The sequence below is a fragment of the Methylocella silvestris BL2 genome, assembly GCF_000021745.1.
GTDB lineage: Bacteria > Pseudomonadota > Alphaproteobacteria > Rhizobiales > Beijerinckiaceae > Methylocapsa > Methylocapsa silvestris.
In genome coordinates this window covers 3,055,428-3,069,501 of the sequence record NC_011666.1, presented here as the reverse complement: position 1 = coordinate 3,069,501, position 14,074 = coordinate 3,055,428, and the positions used below count along the sequence as shown (strand labels likewise).

17 protein-coding genes and 1 tRNA gene are annotated in these 14,074 nt (G+C 59.9%); 10 read left to right on the top strand and 8 right to left on the bottom strand.

Annotation, left to right across the window (positions count from 1 at the left end):
* The first annotated feature begins 69 nt into the window (after positions 1-69).
* From MSIL_RS14220 to MSIL_RS14205, 4 genes are all read left to right on the top strand, one after another.
* Complete coding sequence (locus MSIL_RS14220) at positions 70-1,053, top strand: SphA family protein (RefSeq protein WP_012591783.1); 984 nt, start codon at positions 70-72, stop codon at positions 1,051-1,053.
* Between the two features lie 127 nt (positions 1,054-1,180).
* Positions 1,181-1,257 (top strand) — tRNA-Arg (locus MSIL_RS14215).
* Between the two features lie 358 nt (positions 1,258-1,615).
* Entirely contained in the window at positions 1,616-1,993 is a 378-nt protein-coding gene (locus MSIL_RS14210) for a response regulator (RefSeq protein ID WP_012591782.1), read from the top strand.
* Positions 1,977-2,210: a hypothetical protein gene (locus tag MSIL_RS14205; RefSeq protein ID WP_041368077.1), complete on the top strand. Its 234-nt coding sequence runs from the start codon at positions 1,977-1,979 to the stop codon at positions 2,208-2,210. The genes MSIL_RS14210 and MSIL_RS14205 overlap by 17 nt, the downstream gene beginning before the upstream one ends.
* Positions 2,211-2,299: 89 nt before the next feature.
* Here MSIL_RS14205 and MSIL_RS21395 read toward each other — a convergent pair whose 3' ends face one another.
* Positions 2,300-2,551, bottom strand: a complete 252-nt coding sequence (locus tag MSIL_RS21395) for a hypothetical protein (RefSeq protein WP_148213098.1) — start codon at positions 2,549-2,551, stop codon at positions 2,300-2,302.
* A 579-nt stretch (positions 2,552-3,130) separates the two neighbouring features.
* Here MSIL_RS21395 and MSIL_RS21385 point away from each other — a divergent pair.
* Complete coding sequence (locus tag MSIL_RS21385) at positions 3,131-3,319, top strand: hypothetical protein (protein ID WP_012591780.1); 189 nt, start codon at positions 3,131-3,133, stop codon at positions 3,317-3,319.
* Between the two features lie 305 nt (positions 3,320-3,624).
* Here MSIL_RS21385 and MSIL_RS14200 read toward each other — a convergent pair whose 3' ends face one another.
* The 3 genes from MSIL_RS14200 to MSIL_RS14190 form a co-directional block, all read right to left on the bottom strand.
* Positions 3,625-4,026 (bottom strand): hypothetical protein, encoded by a 402-nt coding sequence (locus tag MSIL_RS14200; RefSeq protein ID WP_012591779.1) that lies wholly within the window; start codon positions 4,024-4,026, stop codon positions 3,625-3,627.
* Between the two features lie 3 nt (positions 4,027-4,029).
* A complete protein-coding gene (locus MSIL_RS14195) occupies positions 4,030-4,725 on the bottom strand; it encodes a hypothetical protein (RefSeq protein ID WP_012591778.1) in 696 nt (231 codons plus the stop codon).
* Positions 4,726-4,800: 75 nt separating this feature from the next.
* Positions 4,801-5,127: a hypothetical protein gene (locus MSIL_RS14190; RefSeq protein ID WP_012591777.1), complete on the bottom strand. Its 327-nt coding sequence runs from the start codon at positions 5,125-5,127 to the stop codon at positions 4,801-4,803.
* A gap of 134 nt (positions 5,128-5,261) precedes the next feature.
* Here MSIL_RS14190 and MSIL_RS21720 point away from each other — a divergent pair, with 134 nt between their 5' ends.
* Positions 5,262-5,420 (top strand): hypothetical protein, encoded by a 159-nt coding sequence (locus tag MSIL_RS21720; RefSeq protein ID WP_012591776.1) that lies wholly within the window; start codon positions 5,262-5,264, stop codon positions 5,418-5,420.
* Between the two features lie 89 nt (positions 5,421-5,509).
* On the opposite strand, the gene MSIL_RS14185 is transcribed toward MSIL_RS21720, so the two are convergent.
* Complete coding sequence (locus tag MSIL_RS14185; RefSeq protein ID WP_012591775.1) at positions 5,510-6,358, bottom strand: ParB/RepB/Spo0J family partition protein; 849 nt, start codon at positions 6,356-6,358, stop codon at positions 5,510-5,512.
* 492 nt (positions 6,359-6,850) lie between these two features.
* Here MSIL_RS14185 and MSIL_RS14180 point away from each other — a divergent pair, with 492 nt between their 5' ends.
* From MSIL_RS14180 to MSIL_RS14160, 4 genes are all read left to right on the top strand, one after another.
* Positions 6,851-7,429: a hypothetical protein gene (locus MSIL_RS14180; protein ID WP_012591774.1), complete on the top strand. Its 579-nt coding sequence runs from the start codon at positions 6,851-6,853 to the stop codon at positions 7,427-7,429.
* Between the two features lie 378 nt (positions 7,430-7,807).
* Positions 7,808-8,062 (top strand): hypothetical protein, encoded by a 255-nt coding sequence (locus MSIL_RS14170; protein ID WP_012591772.1) that lies wholly within the window; start codon positions 7,808-7,810, stop codon positions 8,060-8,062.
* A 53-nt stretch (positions 8,063-8,115) separates the two neighbouring features.
* Complete coding sequence (locus tag MSIL_RS14165) at positions 8,116-8,709, top strand: SOS response-associated peptidase (RefSeq protein ID WP_012591771.1); 594 nt, start codon at positions 8,116-8,118, stop codon at positions 8,707-8,709.
* Positions 8,710-8,812: 103 nt separating this feature from the next.
* Complete coding sequence (locus MSIL_RS14160; protein WP_012591770.1) at positions 8,813-9,790, top strand: alpha/beta fold hydrolase; 978 nt, start codon at positions 8,813-8,815, stop codon at positions 9,788-9,790.
* Between the two features lie 113 nt (positions 9,791-9,903).
* Here the strand turns inward: MSIL_RS14160 and MSIL_RS14155 are convergent, their stop codons facing one another.
* The 3 genes from MSIL_RS14155 to MSIL_RS14145 all read right to left on the bottom strand — a co-directional run bounded on the left by MSIL_RS14155 (position 9,904) and on the right by MSIL_RS14145 (position 14,021).
* Positions 9,904-10,680, bottom strand: a complete 777-nt coding sequence (locus tag MSIL_RS14155) for a manganese catalase family protein (RefSeq protein ID WP_041369220.1) — start codon at positions 10,678-10,680, stop codon at positions 9,904-9,906.
* Between the two features lie 160 nt (positions 10,681-10,840).
* Complete coding sequence (locus MSIL_RS14150) at positions 10,841-12,517, bottom strand: ATP-binding protein (protein WP_012591768.1); 1,677 nt, start codon at positions 12,515-12,517, stop codon at positions 10,841-10,843.
* The gene (locus tag MSIL_RS14145) at positions 12,507-14,021 is read right to left on the bottom strand and encodes an ATPase domain-containing protein (RefSeq protein WP_012591767.1); all 1,515 of its coding nucleotides are present in this window, start codon (positions 14,019-14,021) and stop codon (positions 12,507-12,509) included. The genes MSIL_RS14150 and MSIL_RS14145 overlap by 11 nt, the downstream gene beginning before the upstream one ends.
* Positions 14,022-14,074 lie beyond the last annotated feature (53 nt).

The window sequence follows — 14,074 nt, the reverse complement described above, 5'->3', positions numbered from 1 at the left end:
ACAACGTCCCTAGACTAGTCGGGCCGGGCAGGTTCGCGCCGGCAGGCAAAGCATGAAGGCGCCCTACCAATGCCCAAGGGGCAAAAAATAAAAGAATTCGTAGCCTTTCTATTTGCTAGTCTTACTCTTGGCTGCGAGGCGCAGGCCTCGGAATATGGACTCAGCCTGTATCAGCTGGGGTTGGTCCAGCCAGCGCCCGGCTATACGCCGCCACCGGGCCTTTATTTCTATGATTCTTACTATCTTTATACAGGCAGCGGAAATCTCTATCAGCACAGCCTGACCAAGGATCCGACCCGCGTTACCTATCAATTTGCGGCCAACCTCGCCATTTTCGCCTGGTATTCGGATCTCACCCTGTTTGGTGGCCGCCTCGGCTTTGCGACGACCAACGCCGTCGGTTCGGACATATCAAGCTATTCGACGCCCTTTGTCGACGCCGCCGGGATCAATCGGCGCAGCGACGTGCAGAAGACCGCAATTGGCTTCGCCGATTCCGAACTGACGGCGCTCCTCGGATGGCAGGCCGGCGATCAGCACTGGAAGCTGACCGCGAGCGGGTTCTTTCCGACGGGAAACTACCTCGCCGGGCGGCTGGCCCAGACCGGCCTCAACCGGCCCGCGATCGATGTCAAAGGCGCCTATACCTATCTCAGTCATGAAACCGGATTGGAGGCCTCGGCCGCGCTTGGCTTCACCATCAACGCGATCAATACCGCGACCGATTATTTGAGCGGCGTCGACATGCATTTTGAATGGTCGATCGGCGAGCATCTGCCGCTCGGCCTTTATTTCGGCGTTGGCGGCTATTTCTACCAGCAGATCACGGCGGACGCCGGCTCCGGCGCCGCAAAGTTCGGATCCTTTCAGGGGCGCGTCGCCGCGGTTGGACCGATCATCACCTATAAACTCAAGGCCGGAGACCAGTACATCGACCTCGCCGCCCGCTGGTACCATGAATTCGCCGCCTATAATCGCGTCGAAGGGGATTCGATCTTCGCGACCCTCGGTTTCCCGCTTTGGACGCCGCCGCCGGCGCTGGCGCAGAAATAGGAACAAAGCGGCGGCGGCGGATCTGCAAGGCCTCTTGCCACGCGAACGGCAAGCGGCTAAGTCTGCGTCGCCGAACGGCCCGAGCGCCCGCGAGCCAGTCCTCGCCGCGCCCTAAAGCCGTCAGCATGCGCCCGTAGCTCAGCTGGATAGAGCACTAGACTACGAATCTAGGGGTCAGGAGTTCGAATCTCTTCGGGCGCGCCAAATATATCAATATGTTGCGTTCCGTCTGGCGAATGCCTGCTTCCCAGAAGTCTCTGATGGGAAGCATATGGGAAGCAGATCGAATGCCCGGCGGCCGGTGAGCGGGCTGCCGCATTCACCTAAGACGACTTGCCGCATTCACCTAAGACGACTTGAAGAGCCGGGCCAAGGGTCCAGCTTCTTTGGCGACCGGGGGCCCCGGCGGAACGAAAATCAGCGCACATCCGTGACGATCACCACCGGCCGATCTCCAAATTGGCCTTGAAAATGTCGGAACCAAAGTATTCCGAAAACCTTCCGTGAAGAGGGCAGATCCAGGGGGAACTCCCGCCGTATTTGAATGCAATGAGCAGTTCAAATGGTCGATCTATGTGTGGAACCCGACATTATCGTTTTAATTGTTGAGGATGAGCCACTGCTGATGCTGCTGGCGGTCAGTATCGTTGAAGACGCCGGGTATGTCGCTCTCGAAGCTGGCAGCGCCGCCGCCGCCATCATTATCTTGGAAAGCCGCACCGATATCCGGATTGTGTTTTCTGATGTCGGCCTTCCCGGCGATATGGATGGGTTAAAACTCGCAAACCTTATCCGTGATCGATGGCCGCCCATTGCTCTATTGCTTACCTCTGGCCGTCCTCTCCCCGGCTCGGGAGAGTTGCCGGCAGGGGGAATATTTATCCCAAAGCCGTATCAGAGCGAGGAGGTGACCGACGCTCTGCATGAGCTGGCGGCTTAGTCTTGATGCTCGCAATCTCACGCGTGCGGTTCAGGCGTCGCGCGCTCCGGCAAAGAAAGTCCAATTCGTCGCGAAGGAAATAATCATCCAGCGGATTAAACCCCCGCGTGATTTGTTTGGCGGACATCATTTCAGTGAAGATCGACGCCCAGCCGGAGTGTTGACCCGAATTCGCGAGCTGGCGCGCAATCTTCATCGCTTGTTGGCGCTGCGCTAGAGTTGACATTCATGCCTCCCGTGACGGCACGTTCACGAACAGATGCCGGGCAAAGGTCGCCCGGCCCAATTCAATGCAATGACGACGTCTCATTTTGTCTCTGGCGCCATTTTGTCGCTTGGATGAGCCCCGCTTTGCGAACCGCTCTTCCCTTCGACATTGGGCGTTTCGGCAGCTGCCGGCGACCCCGCCATTCCACCGTTACCTGTTGCGCCTTTATCCGTAGCGTTCGCATCGCTGCCCGCAGCAGGTGGAGAAGTTTTGGTCGTGGAATCCGCAAGAGCCGCTCCGCCCGTCAATAAAGTAGCGAGAACGGCGAAAGTCATGATTTGTCGATTCATTGGTTTCCTCCCTGGTCAGTTTATGGGGTTCGAACCAATTGCTTTGGCTTTCGTTCCTTGAGCCTAGCTTCAGGCGCGACGATGGATTCAGGTTCGTGTCAAAGGGCTTTTCCGGATCGCGCGCTAAAGCCGCGAGAGGAAGAATTTGGAGGGGACGTGAATGCATAAGCTTATGGTTGGACTGATGTCCGCGGTGCTTGGGTTTGCGATGCTGGCGCCGGAGCCGGCATCTGCGCAGCGCTGGAACGGCAGTGGCTGGAATTACGGAGGGTCGCGCGGTCACCAAGGCGGCTGGAGCGGCCACCGGCGCTGCCGCACGCAATGGATCAATGGGCGCCGCATAACTCGCTGCTGGTACGATGCAGCCTTAAATTGGTCGCGCGCCGAGCAAACAAGGCACGTGACTTCACACCGCCGATTTTTCGTGCTCCGCTTCGTGCGCTCAGAACGATTTAGAGAATGGCATGGCATAGACTTGGCGCGCTCTTAAGCAAAAGACTATAATACCCTAAGAGCATTTTAAGGACCCAGGCGCATGAGGGCGCGATTATATTTCGACATCTTGAAAAGGAGGTCGAAATGTCGGCAGGCGAATTTTCGTTTCAACACGCGGCCTTACCAATACAGTGGCGACGGTCACGTTTTTTGCTCACAGCTCTGGCTTGGATTTGCGCCATCGCGGTGACCGGCTTTCTCCTCTACGTGTCCGTCGAAGAGCAAGCAAAGCTTGGCGCCATCAGCCATGTTGAAGATTTACCCTCGGATTAATTCCAGCTGCTCTGCTGCATCGACCAACCGCTGAGCCGCCGCCAGCAGGCGCTTGGCCTGCCGACGCCGAAGTCGATTGACGCGGCTGCGAGGGCACCCAGAGTTCGCCGCGTAACCGTGACAGGGATTACACAGCTCGCCGCGAAGATAACTCGCCGCTCCGATTCGCCGTTGCCAACCCCGACGTTCGGTTCATTCTGCGCAGCGAGAGAGTTGGACCATCATCCCGGGGCGCGGAAGCAAGTCTCGATGGTCCGCTCTCTCACCATTATTTGATCCGCGCCGGAGCGTGATGCAGGCGAGGATCACGGCGCTGCGCCAAACGCGCTTTGTTGGGCCGCGATCTTTTGCAGCGATGAGGCGATGGTCGCCATGGCCGTACTGAAAGATACGTCGCTGCCATTATAGGGAGTCGTATTACAGAGCTCGGCGCACTCTTCTAGAGCCAAGAATGACGCAAGGGCGATCACGCCTTCGATTGTGGCGGGCTCCGTCCGAAAAAGCTCCTCTTGCGCAGCGAACTCTTTCTCCCAGGCGGCGTCGTACTCGTCTTCCGTTATGTCGGGGGGAAGGTTTTCGAAACGGACAATCAGCTCTGACCACCGGTTAATGGCGGCGAAGATTGGATCGGCGTCCCGGTCCGGGACGATGTGTGCTGACGTTATCTCGTCTATCTTTTGGAGCAACAGCCCGACAAACTTTGGCATTGCTCAAGCCTCCCGCTTGTAGTTGGTGGGAAGCATCGCGACGATGGCGTCGGCCGTTATGTTTTCAGGCCCGACGGTCACGAGATAATCGGCGCGGTGATTGACCTCGGCGAGCGTCGCGCATTTGAAGCCACAGAGCGCTTTGAGCGCATTCTGCTCGCCGTCGCGCGCCCAAACTAAATCGCGCTCGGCTTCCTCTATGCCAGATGAGCGACGGATTTCTTCGACCTTGGCGAAAGCGTCGCGGACGACTTTGGTTATATCCTTCCTTGCGCCCTTGATCGCTGCGGTAATCTGCTTTCGGCGCTTCTCGGAGAGCGCCAATACCGCAGGACTGCTCAGCCCGGCAGAGCCCAAGCCAATGATCGTTTGGGCCGCGTGGATTAGCCCTTCCTCCTGATCTGAAGAAAGCCGAATCGGCGTTTTCCCATCCCACGTAAAGGGCAAGCATTTCGGCGCCGTCGCGCAAACTCTCTCTGCCTCAATATGGCGTTCTCGCGCCGCGAGAAAGGCCGCGTGGGCATGTCGATGGACGGCGATCAAATGATCCAACTCAGGGGAAACTTCAGGAGCGACAGAAGCTGCTGCCGCCGCAGTTACTGCCCCAAACACGGCTGCCGCGCTGCCGGAGCGAAGGAAAAGGCGGCGGGTTTGAGAAGGCAAGCCGGTGGCGGCTGCCGGAACGGTTGAGTTCGGCATGATGAATTCTCGGCTATTTGAAGGTTGACGAGGGCGAGCGGCGGGTGCGGCCGCCTGCTCGCGTGCTGAAGCCCCTTAAGCGGCGACGGCGAGCGTGCGGCTGGCGGCCTTGATGCGGATCACGGTCGACACGACCGCAGTTTCGAACCGCGTATAGGTCGGGCCGAGGAACTCGCGCACCGCCTTGGCGTCGAGCCGGCCGGCGATCTGTTCGGACGCTGTCACCGAGAAGGCGTCGCCGGCGACATCGGTCAGGCTGCGCGCGTTGAATTCGTCCTTGAGCGCCTTCAGTTCGGCCTCAGCCGCCTTCGCGATGGCGTCGACTCGGCCGATCTCGTCGGCAAGCGCCGCATCCGAAAGATTGTGGAAGCGGGAGGGAGTGGTATTGATCTTCGTAGCCATGGCGACCTCTTCTCAGGTGGCTGGGGTTAGGGCTGCGGGCGATGTTCCAGATCGCTTGCGGCCCGATTGTCTATCACAGTGATAAACATACGCCGACCTAGACGAATGTCAATCGGTCTGATAGACATTTTTCCATGGACGAAGAGAAGCGAACGACGCAGACGATCATTCGCACGAAGCCTTCGCTAAAGGCAGCGGCGGAAAAGGCCGCGCGCGAGGACGGCCGCTCCTTGTCGAGCCTTATAGAAAAGCTTTTGACCGATTATCTGCGCTCCAAGGGCTATCTGAAGTAAATCCCGCGCGACCAATTGGAGCCGGATCAATAGCTTATGGTGCAGGGTTGCAAAAGAGGCGTTTTTAAGCGCCTCTCTGCTCGTTTCACCTAGGCAGCCTCCTTTCCTAAGCTTGGGCCGAGTCTTCTCCTCAAAAACTTCCGAAGGGCGTCGGCCATCGTTTTCTTCGCAGTGCTGGGGAAGATTTGATCTCTGCCCGCGGAAATCTGCTCCCAAACATCGGGGAAACTGAACTTTTCCATTGCGGCCAGCAATGGAGCGTCCGCATCCCTCCATGCCGGCGCCTCGTGCAGCACCTCACAGAGAGCATCGATAATAGTTGCTCTCACAAAGCTAGCATTCCCGCCTGCCGTTCGAGTAATGCACTTAAGCGCGATGATCAGGGTGTCTGGTCCATAGATCGATAAACACCGCGCGAGCGCGCCGACCGCCTGCGTTTGCCCGATCTTTATTTGTGATTGAACCATATTTCGCCGAACAATCTCAACCCCAGCTGCGGCACAAACCTTTGCCAGTTGCAAAGCCGACTTGTCGCAAGCTGCAACTTTGGCGTGATAAAGCTGTTGGGCCGTTGTCTTGGTAACGTTCCCATTCACGGCTGAATAGGCAGCCGCCTGCTTCGCTCTGTCCGCTTGGACGATCTGGCAGGGCACCGTCTTTACAGCCCTCAGCATCGCCGCTGTTGTTCGGTGCTGCCCATCGACAATCGCAAACCGGCCACCCTCTACCGGCGCTACAATGACGGGGGCGAATTTCGACCAGTCAAATTGCTCTGCGATTTGAAACACGTTCGCAGCACCGCGCCTTCCGATTTGACGCTGATAAGTAGTATCAACCACGAGCTTCTCGATCTCCAGCCATTCGAGCATTGGAAATGGACCCGGCGAGAACTCCGATCTTGGACTCGCAAATCGTTTCTTGTTCAGCTCGCTATACATCGCCTTCTCCCTGATTGCGTGCGATTGTCCGCACGCTTCAGGAAGCGATCCAAGGTGAGACCGAGTAAATGGGCTTTGTGTCTCTATCCCCACAATGCACTTAGTTCACTCAATTCCTGCAGCTGCCGCGCCGGAGACGGAAGGCTTTCGGTAGCCTATCTTTTGGGCCGCGGCGAATAGCCGGAACACTTCGGCGGCCTTAGGGGCGGACTCTCCGTCCTGGCGTCGCGGTGGCAGCCTGCCTGTGTACGCCGGGTCAGGGAATCCGCGCCGACTGAGGATTCGCGCGCGCGGGTGTCGAGTTCATAGCCGGGAATGGCGGGGTGGGAAGAGGATGAGGAAGAGCGCGCGTGAACTGGCTGGCGCGTAAGCCGCGCCTTGGGCTTTCGCGCGCGCAATCGCACACGCGCGATCCGCGTTCACCGCTACAATCTCACTCGCCTGGTTGACGGCGCCAGCGCCCGAGGCGCGGCCAGGCGAGGGGTTCTTGGCATGGCAGACGACGATCTCACCCTCACTCCAGCGTTCACCTATTACTACGTCTCGCATGAGGTCTGGAGCGAGGTCAGCTCGCAGATCGCAAACGATGATCGGCATCAACTTCAGTTTGTTGCCCAGGGTTCAAGCGTCTACGACACGGCGGGAAAAGCCGGAACCTGGCTTGGACGGGCGGGCAAGCGGCTCACGCGGCTCGTCATCGCCGCCCACGGCGGTCCCGGATCATTTGTCCTCGGCGAAAACGTCACGAGCAAGAATGTCGCCCCGCTCGGCGGCTGGCTCTATTCCTTCTTCGAGAGCGACGCTGCGGGCATCGACATTCTTGGCTGCACTTCGGCGTCGGATGAAAAACCGCAGCGCATCGGTCAATACGAGTATGGCCAGGCTAATCCCCTCGGGGACGTTTCGCTCTCCCACCAAGGGTATAATCTGTTGAGAAGTCTCGCCGTCGCATCACGTCAAACGGTTCGCGGCGCTCTCAATGGCCAGCTAATGGCGGGCCTTCGCCTCCGAAGCACCTGTCGGAAAGTCGATCCAAACGGCGCGAACACGATTTATGAGGCCGGAATGTAGGGTCGGCGCCGGCCGGGCCGCCGGGGTAGAGCGACTTCGTCCTAGACTCGCGCCTCGCAGATCGTTAGAACAAAAAGTGAACGATTGCGGAGGTGCGGCAATGTCGAGGCGACCATATCGGCCCGAGATGCCAGACGACCTTGCGGCGGCAGTGCGAGCCTTGCGCGCCTGTCGCGAGGCGATGATCGGAATTTCAAATCGCGTCCGCATGAATGGGCCTGTCTCTCAGCAGGCGCACGTTGTCCTGGCGGCAATCGACGCGCTCGCCGCCGAGCTGACAGGCGACCGCGAATATTTCTGGAGCATCGGCTCCGGTGCGACCGAAGGCCAGTGTAAAGCTAAGGATGAGAAAGCGGCGCGGGAGCGAGGGGAAATCCCATGGCGGAAGTGACGTACTATGTCGCTCTGCCGTTCATCAGGACCGACGATGGCGATCTGGTTCCGGGTGAAGCGAAGGAATTCCAATCGGCCGGCGCAGCGGTCAGCGAGGCTCAGCGAATGGCATTCAAAGCTGCCGGCGCCGTCGCCTTTAGCCGCTCGGGCGATCCCGCCCTTGGCGAGTTTCAAGACGCCGTCGTGATCCAACGGTTTGGCGATGTGCCTGACGTCGATGCGCTGTTGGGAGTGAGGTAAGCTAGGCTGCCATCGCCTTTGACGCTATCGCAGAAACGAGCTTCGATCCGACCATGTGCAACGACTACGAACAGCATGTCGCCTGGAAGGCTTACTGCGAGATGATGCAGCTGCTGGAGTGGGGCATTCCTCCGCGCCAGAGCGAAGCAGACTTGCCCCAGGCCGACGACGTCCGAATCACCGACTTGGCGCCAGTCATGCGGGCCGCGGGCACCGACGTCGAGCTTGTTCCCATGAGCTTCGGGTTTCCCTCCGCCACGCCGCGCGGCGGACCCGTGTTCAATTTCAGGTCCGAGGGGCGCAGCTTCGCGAACACGAACCGATGCCTTATCCCCGCGTCGGCGTTCTTCGAGTTCTCGGGTAGCAAGTCGCCGAAGACCAAGCATCGCTTCACGCTGAACAACGCGCCTTTCATGGCCATTGCCGGCATATGGCGCGATCAGAAGGGGAATCAGCCGCCGGCGTTCACGATGCTGACGACGGCGCCGGGAGCCGACGTTGAACCCATCCACAACCGCCAGATCGTCGTGCTGCGCCCGGCGGATTGGACGGCGTGGATTTATCTGCAAAAGCCGGAGGGCGAACTCCTGCGATCGCTCCCAGCGGGCTCGCTGAGCGTCGAGACGGTGCGCGTCGGGCGGGGATAGCGGGACATCTTATTCTGGCCAACGCAGGGGAACGATGTCCCTTGCGCGAGGTTGCACCGCAACATTCGTCCAGCGGCGCACCCGCCTGCATGCAAGGAACCTCATGAAAATTCCCGAAGCTCTTTTGCCAGCGCGGCGCCACTCCAGTGTCGCGAATTATGCCCTTATCGCCGCGGGAGCCAGTATCGCATTGGGGGCCATGGCGCTTTTGGCCCACGAGCAAAAAAATGTGGCGGAGCAACGTCATCCTCCGGAGGGCAATTTCCTGGATGTGGATGGCGTTCGCCTGCACTATTTGGAGCGCGGCGCCGGCGAGCCGCTGATCCTTTTGCATGGAAACGGAACCCAGATCGAGGACTTCGAGACGAGCGGGCTGCTCGACCTGGCCGCCAAAAATTATCGTGTGATCGCGATCGATAGACCGGGCTTCGGCCACAGCTCCAGGCCGAGGGGCACCATCTGGACGCCGGCCGCGCAAGCCGATCTCATCCATAAGGCAATGGTTCAGCTCGGAGTTGAGCAGGCAACGGTGCTCGGACATTCGCTTGGAGCGTCGATCGCCGTTGCGCTCGCCCTGCGTCATCCGGCCTCCGTGAAAAGGCTTGTTCTTGTTTCAGGGTATTTCTATCCCAGCGACCGCTTTGACGCCGCACTGCAATTCATCGGAGCCCTTCCGGTTGTCGGCGACATCATGCGCTACACGATTTCCCCTTTGCTGGCGCGCCTGGCCTGGGGCGGCGTGATGAAGAAAATATTCGCGCCGGCCGAAGTGTCGAAATCCTTTTCGGCAGCAATCAAAGAGATGGCGTTGCGCCCCTCGCAGCTGCATGCAAACGCCGCCGACTCGGCGCTGATGATCCCAAACGCGGCAGCCACGCAGAAAAGTTACGGTGATTTAGCGATGCCAGTCAGCATCGTGGTGGGCGAGAACGATCGGCTGATCAAACCCAGCTCTCAATCGATGCGGTTGCATTGCGAGATTGTAGGCAGCGAGCTACGCGTCATCCCGCGCCGCGGACATATGGTTCATCACGGAGCCGCCCCTGAGATCATGCAGGCAATCGGCGCCTCGGCGGCATAGCCTGCGCTAAATTCGGCTCCTAGCTTCGCGGCGGGCCATTGCGCTGGCGAGCTGGCGAGATCCAGAGAGAACACCGAGGCGGCTATTCGCCGCCTCGGTGTTGGTCGAGTCGCTTAGCGTGTTTTCTCAAGCGGCCGAGCTTTTCCCTTCGGGGCGGGCTTGCTCGCAGGCAAACGCTCGTCATCCGGATTGACCGGCGGGGCGGGCATGCCGCCTTCAGGCTGAGGGTCTGCGATATATTCGAAATCCGGCTCTTCATTCCACGGGCCGCGCGCATCGTCGCCCTGAGATAGATTGAACACCAGCTTTACAGTTTCATCCGGCTCGATGTTCCCAAAGAACGGGTCGTCCAGCTTGCCCATTTGATCCAGGGCTTTAATGAACATGTTGGCGTGCGTAATCTCGCGCGTGAGCAGATGAACGAGGACCTTTTTCGTCCCTTCGTCCTCGCAAGCCTTAATGAGCGCTTCATATGTTTGGCGGGCGCCGGCTTCGGCCGATATGTTGGCGCGCAGGTCACGCACCACATTTCCGCCCTCTTGAATGTAGGCGGCCGTCCAGCAGCTCCCCTGACTATCCAGAAAATGGGGACCTCCGCCCTTCAGTTTGAAAAGCGGCGCATCATACACTGAGGTTTGGTCGATCTTGCTGGTATGGGCCGAAATGAGTTTGCCGACCATTTCGAGGTGACTAAATTCCTCAATCGCGATGTCTTGAAGCATATCGCGAATGCCGGCATTTTCGACGTGAAAAGACTGCACCCAGTATTGCAGCGCGGCGGTCAGCTCTCCGGTCGCGCCCCCGAACTGTTCGAGAAGAAACGTGCCGAATGCCGCGTCTGGCGTGCCGACCACAACGGGTTGAATTAGCTCTTTGCGATGGAAGAACATGAGCATCTTTCTGAGTTAGATGTTTGCGATTGCTGGCGATGTACGGAGATGGGCGCGATCGGGCGCTGCGCGCGCCACGAGGCTATTTCGCTCCTCGCTGGCCGCCGAACGTCATCCCTGATCAGAAGTTCCCCTTGGGCGCTCGGAACGGATTGGCCTCCTACCGGCGCGTTATCATCTCGCTGACCTTGGCCGCCAAGTCGTCGAGGCGAAAGGGCTTAGTGACCATGGACATATTCGTGCCGAGGAAGGCGGCCCGTATGGCGGCGTTTTCGGCGTAGCCGGTGATAAAAAGGATGGGGAGCTCTGGCCGATAAGATCGCGCGATCTCGGCGAGCTCGCGTCCATTCATTCCGGGCAGGCCGACGTCGGAGATCAGCAGGTCGAAGGGCGTCGAGGAGGCCAGCAAAGGGATAGCCGCATGCGGTTCGGCTGCTTCGACGGCCATGTATCCCAGCTCCTCCAGCACCTCGCGGACGAGCATGCGAACCGCGGGATCGTCCTCGACGACGAGGACGCGCTGGCCATCCCCGTGCGGCGCGCTCCCTTCGACAGGCGGCTCGACAACCGCGCCGGCCTCCGTCGCCGGAAGATAGATTTTCACCGTGGACCCAGCGCCCGGCTGGCTGTGTATCCGCACCTGGCCGCCGCTTTGCCGAGCGAAACCGTAAACCATTGACAGGCCAAGTCCCGTTCCCTGGCCTAGCGGCTTGGTGGTGAAGAACGGATCGAAGACCTTCTCGAGCACATCGGGCGGCATGCCCACGCCCGTGTCGGAGACTGCGACGATGACGTAGGCGCCGACTGCTGTGCCGTACCGCTCGTCTGCGCAGGCTTCGTCCAGATCGACGGCGCTCGTCTCGATCGTGAGCCGCCCGCCCTCGGGCATGGCGTCGCGAGCGTTGATCGCCAGGTTGAGCAGCGCGTTTTCGAGCTGATTCACGTCCACAACTGCTCGCGGCAGATGGGGATCGAGCACGAACTGAAGTTGCACGCGCTCATCGAGTGAGCCGCGGATCAACTGCTCTAAGGACGCCACGAGGCCGTTAATGTCAGTCGGTTTGGCGTCTAGGGATTGGCGACGCGAGAAGGCCAGAAGGCGCTGCGTCAATCCCGCTGCGCGGTTGGCCGAAGCCGCGGCCGCATCCATGAAGCGGTCGAGGTCCTCCAGGCGATGCGATGCGATGCGTCGGCGCATGATGTCGAGCGAGCCGATGACGCCGGTGAGCATATTATTGAAATCGTGCGCGATGCCGCCGGTGAGCTGGCCGACGGCTTCCATCTTCTGGCTCTGGCGCAGGGCCGCCTCCGCGCGTGATCGCTGAGCCACCTCCTGTTCCAACTCGGCGCTTCGCTCTTGCACCTTGGCCTCAAGCGCCTCGTGGCTCTGTGCGAGGAGCTCCATCTGATCTCGCAGCGCGAACTGCCGTTGGCGATTGCGCAGAGCGACCTCTACAGCGCTCAGTAGAGAGCGAGCTCCAAGAGGGCGCTCGAGTAGGACCACGTTGGTGATCTCAATCAGAGTCCGGCCAACCAGCCCATCCACGGGAAAGCGGCCGCTCTTCTGTCGGGAGATCAGAAGCAGGACGGGGATATCGGACCAAGGCGGTTGCAAAGCCAGCGCTTCGCCAAGGACGCCCGACAACGTCAAAGCTTCTTCGGTGACGAGAATGGAGCCGACACGCTCGCCTATCTCATCGACCAGCACCCTCAGGTTGGGATGAACTTGTGCATGATAGCCCGCGCTATGCAACAGGTCGGCCAGAGTCTCGCCGTCGCGGCCGAAGGGCGCGCAGACCAGCACCGGGTTGAGCGTAATCTCCTTTTTAATCTCCAACGGCCCGCGGCTCCATCAAGGGGCCAGTGTCTCCAGCATATTGCGGCGTCCCGGTCATCACACCCTTGAATGCGGTCAGTGGCTCCCCTACCCGAATTCCTCTCGCATCAATGCGCAGCTCACGAATTGTGTCCTCATGCGCGCCGCCGCGGTTCTTGATGATCGAGATGGCCTTGCGCAGGCGTCCTTCGACTTCAAAGAAGCGGATCAAAATGACAGCGTCGGCGACGTAGGATATGTTGAGCGTCCCGGTTCCCATGCCCCCGACCAATCCCGCCTGCGGGTAGATCAGGAAGGTCACCACGCCTTGGTGGTTCAAATAGGAGAGGAGTTCGTGCATCTGCAGGATCAGCTGCTCCTCCTGCGGCATGGAGGCCAGGTAGCCGATGAGGCTGTCGATCACCAACACGCGCGCAGATCGGTCTTCGACCTGACGACGGATCGTCCAGGCGAATTCACCCGGCGAGATCTCGGCGGGGTCGATCTGCATGATCGTCAAGACGCCGCTATCAATATGCTTCTGCAGGTCGAGACCCATCGCCCTGGCGCGGACCAGCAGGGTGCCAACGCGCTCGTCGAATTCGAACAGAGCCGAGGCCTCGCCGCGCTCGCAGGCCGCATAGAGATACTGAAGCGCTACGGTCGTCTTGCCCGCCCCGGCGGGGCCCGTGACCAGCGTGCTTGTGCCGCGCAGGGGGCCGCCGGCAAGCAGGTTGTCGAGTTCGATAACGCCGCTTGGCGTCGGATCGCCCGCGAAAGGAGCCTGATGCTCGGTAGCAATTAGGCGGGGATAGACTTCCAGCCCGCCCGTCCGAATGGTGAAATCGTGGAAGCCCGCCACGAAGTCGACTCCTCGAAGCTTCTGAACCTCTAAGCGGCGCCGCGCGGCCCCGAAATCGAGGGTCAGCCGTTCCAAACTGATCACCCCATGACAAAGGCTATGCAGGTGGGCGTCGCGTTGACCGTTTTCACCCGTGAGATCATCGACGAGGACGACAGTTATATGCCGACCGACGAAGAACTGCTTCAACGCCAGCACCTGTCGCCGGTAACGAAGAGGATCCTGCGCCAAGAGACGCATCTCAGACAGACTGTCGAACACGACGCGGGACGGGCGGACCTCTTCGACCTTCTCCTGGATCAGGCGAACAGTTCCCCCCAGCTCCATCTCCCAAGGGTACAAGATCGATTGTTCTCGCCCATCGCCCAGCACCTCGTTGGCTGAGGCAAGTTCAAACAGATCAACGCCGTCCAGGCTCCATCCGTGGGACGCCGCGACTGCTTCCAGCTCTTCCGAGGTTTCCGAAAGCGTCACATAGAGCACCCGCTCTCCCCTGCCGACACCCTCAAGGAGGTAACGCAACGCGAGGGTCGTCTTCCCCGAACCCGGCGCCCCCTCCAGCAAATAAACCCGATTGTCTGGCAGTCCGCCGCGCAAAACGGCGTCCAGACCGGCGCTCCCGGTCGAAATCCGCGACGCGTCTAACGGTTCGCCACCCTTCATATCGCCCTCTCGACAAGCTCGCGACTGATTGCATTCGCCTCGAGCACCAAGTC

What these genes read in the sequence shown, in the direction of transcription:
- MSIL_RS14220 (WP_012591783.1), top strand. Translation starts at nt 70, where the DNA reads ATGCCCAAGGGGCAAAAAATAAAAGAATTCGTAGCCTTTCTATTTGCT.
- MSIL_RS14165 (WP_012591771.1), top strand. Translation starts at nt 8,116, where the DNA reads ATGTGCAACGACTACGAACAGCATGTCGCCTGGAAGGCTTACTGCGAG.
- MSIL_RS21395 (WP_148213098.1), bottom strand. Translation starts at nt 2,551, where the DNA reads ATGAATCGACAAATCATGACTTTCGCCGTTCTCGCTACTTTATTGACG.
- MSIL_RS14190 (WP_012591777.1), bottom strand. Translation starts at nt 5,127, where the DNA reads ATGGCTACGAAGATCAATACCACTCCCTCCCGCTTCCACAATCTTTCG.
- MSIL_RS14180 (WP_012591774.1), top strand. Translation starts at nt 6,851, where the DNA reads ATGGCAGACGACGATCTCACCCTCACTCCAGCGTTCACCTATTACTAC.
- MSIL_RS21385 (WP_012591780.1), top strand. Translation starts at nt 3,131, where the DNA reads ATGTCGGCAGGCGAATTTTCGTTTCAACACGCGGCCTTACCAATACAG.
- MSIL_RS14155 (WP_041369220.1), bottom strand. Translation starts at nt 10,680, where the DNA reads ATGTTCTTCCATCGCAAAGAGCTAATTCAACCCGTTGTGGTCGGCACG.
- MSIL_RS14200 (WP_012591779.1), bottom strand. Translation starts at nt 4,026, where the DNA reads ATGCCAAAGTTTGTCGGGCTGTTGCTCCAAAAGATAGACGAGATAACG.
- MSIL_RS14195 (WP_012591778.1), bottom strand. Translation starts at nt 4,725, where the DNA reads ATGCCGAACTCAACCGTTCCGGCAGCCGCCACCGGCTTGCCTTCTCAA.
- MSIL_RS14160 (WP_012591770.1), top strand. Translation starts at nt 8,813, where the DNA reads ATGAAAATTCCCGAAGCTCTTTTGCCAGCGCGGCGCCACTCCAGTGTC.
- MSIL_RS14185 (WP_012591775.1), bottom strand. Translation starts at nt 6,358, where the DNA reads ATGTATAGCGAGCTGAACAAGAAACGATTTGCGAGTCCAAGATCGGAG.
- MSIL_RS14170 (WP_012591772.1), top strand. Translation starts at nt 7,808, where the DNA reads ATGGCGGAAGTGACGTACTATGTCGCTCTGCCGTTCATCAGGACCGAC.
- MSIL_RS14205 (WP_041368077.1), top strand. Translation starts at nt 1,977, where the DNA reads ATGAGCTGGCGGCTTAGTCTTGATGCTCGCAATCTCACGCGTGCGGTT.
- MSIL_RS14210 (WP_012591782.1), top strand. Translation starts at nt 1,616, where the DNA reads ATGGTCGATCTATGTGTGGAACCCGACATTATCGTTTTAATTGTTGAG.
- MSIL_RS14145 (WP_012591767.1), bottom strand. Translation starts at nt 14,021, where the DNA reads ATGAAGGGTGGCGAACCGTTAGACGCGTCGCGGATTTCGACCGGGAGC.
- MSIL_RS21720 (WP_012591776.1), top strand. Translation starts at nt 5,262, where the DNA reads ATGGACGAAGAGAAGCGAACGACGCAGACGATCATTCGCACGAAGCCT.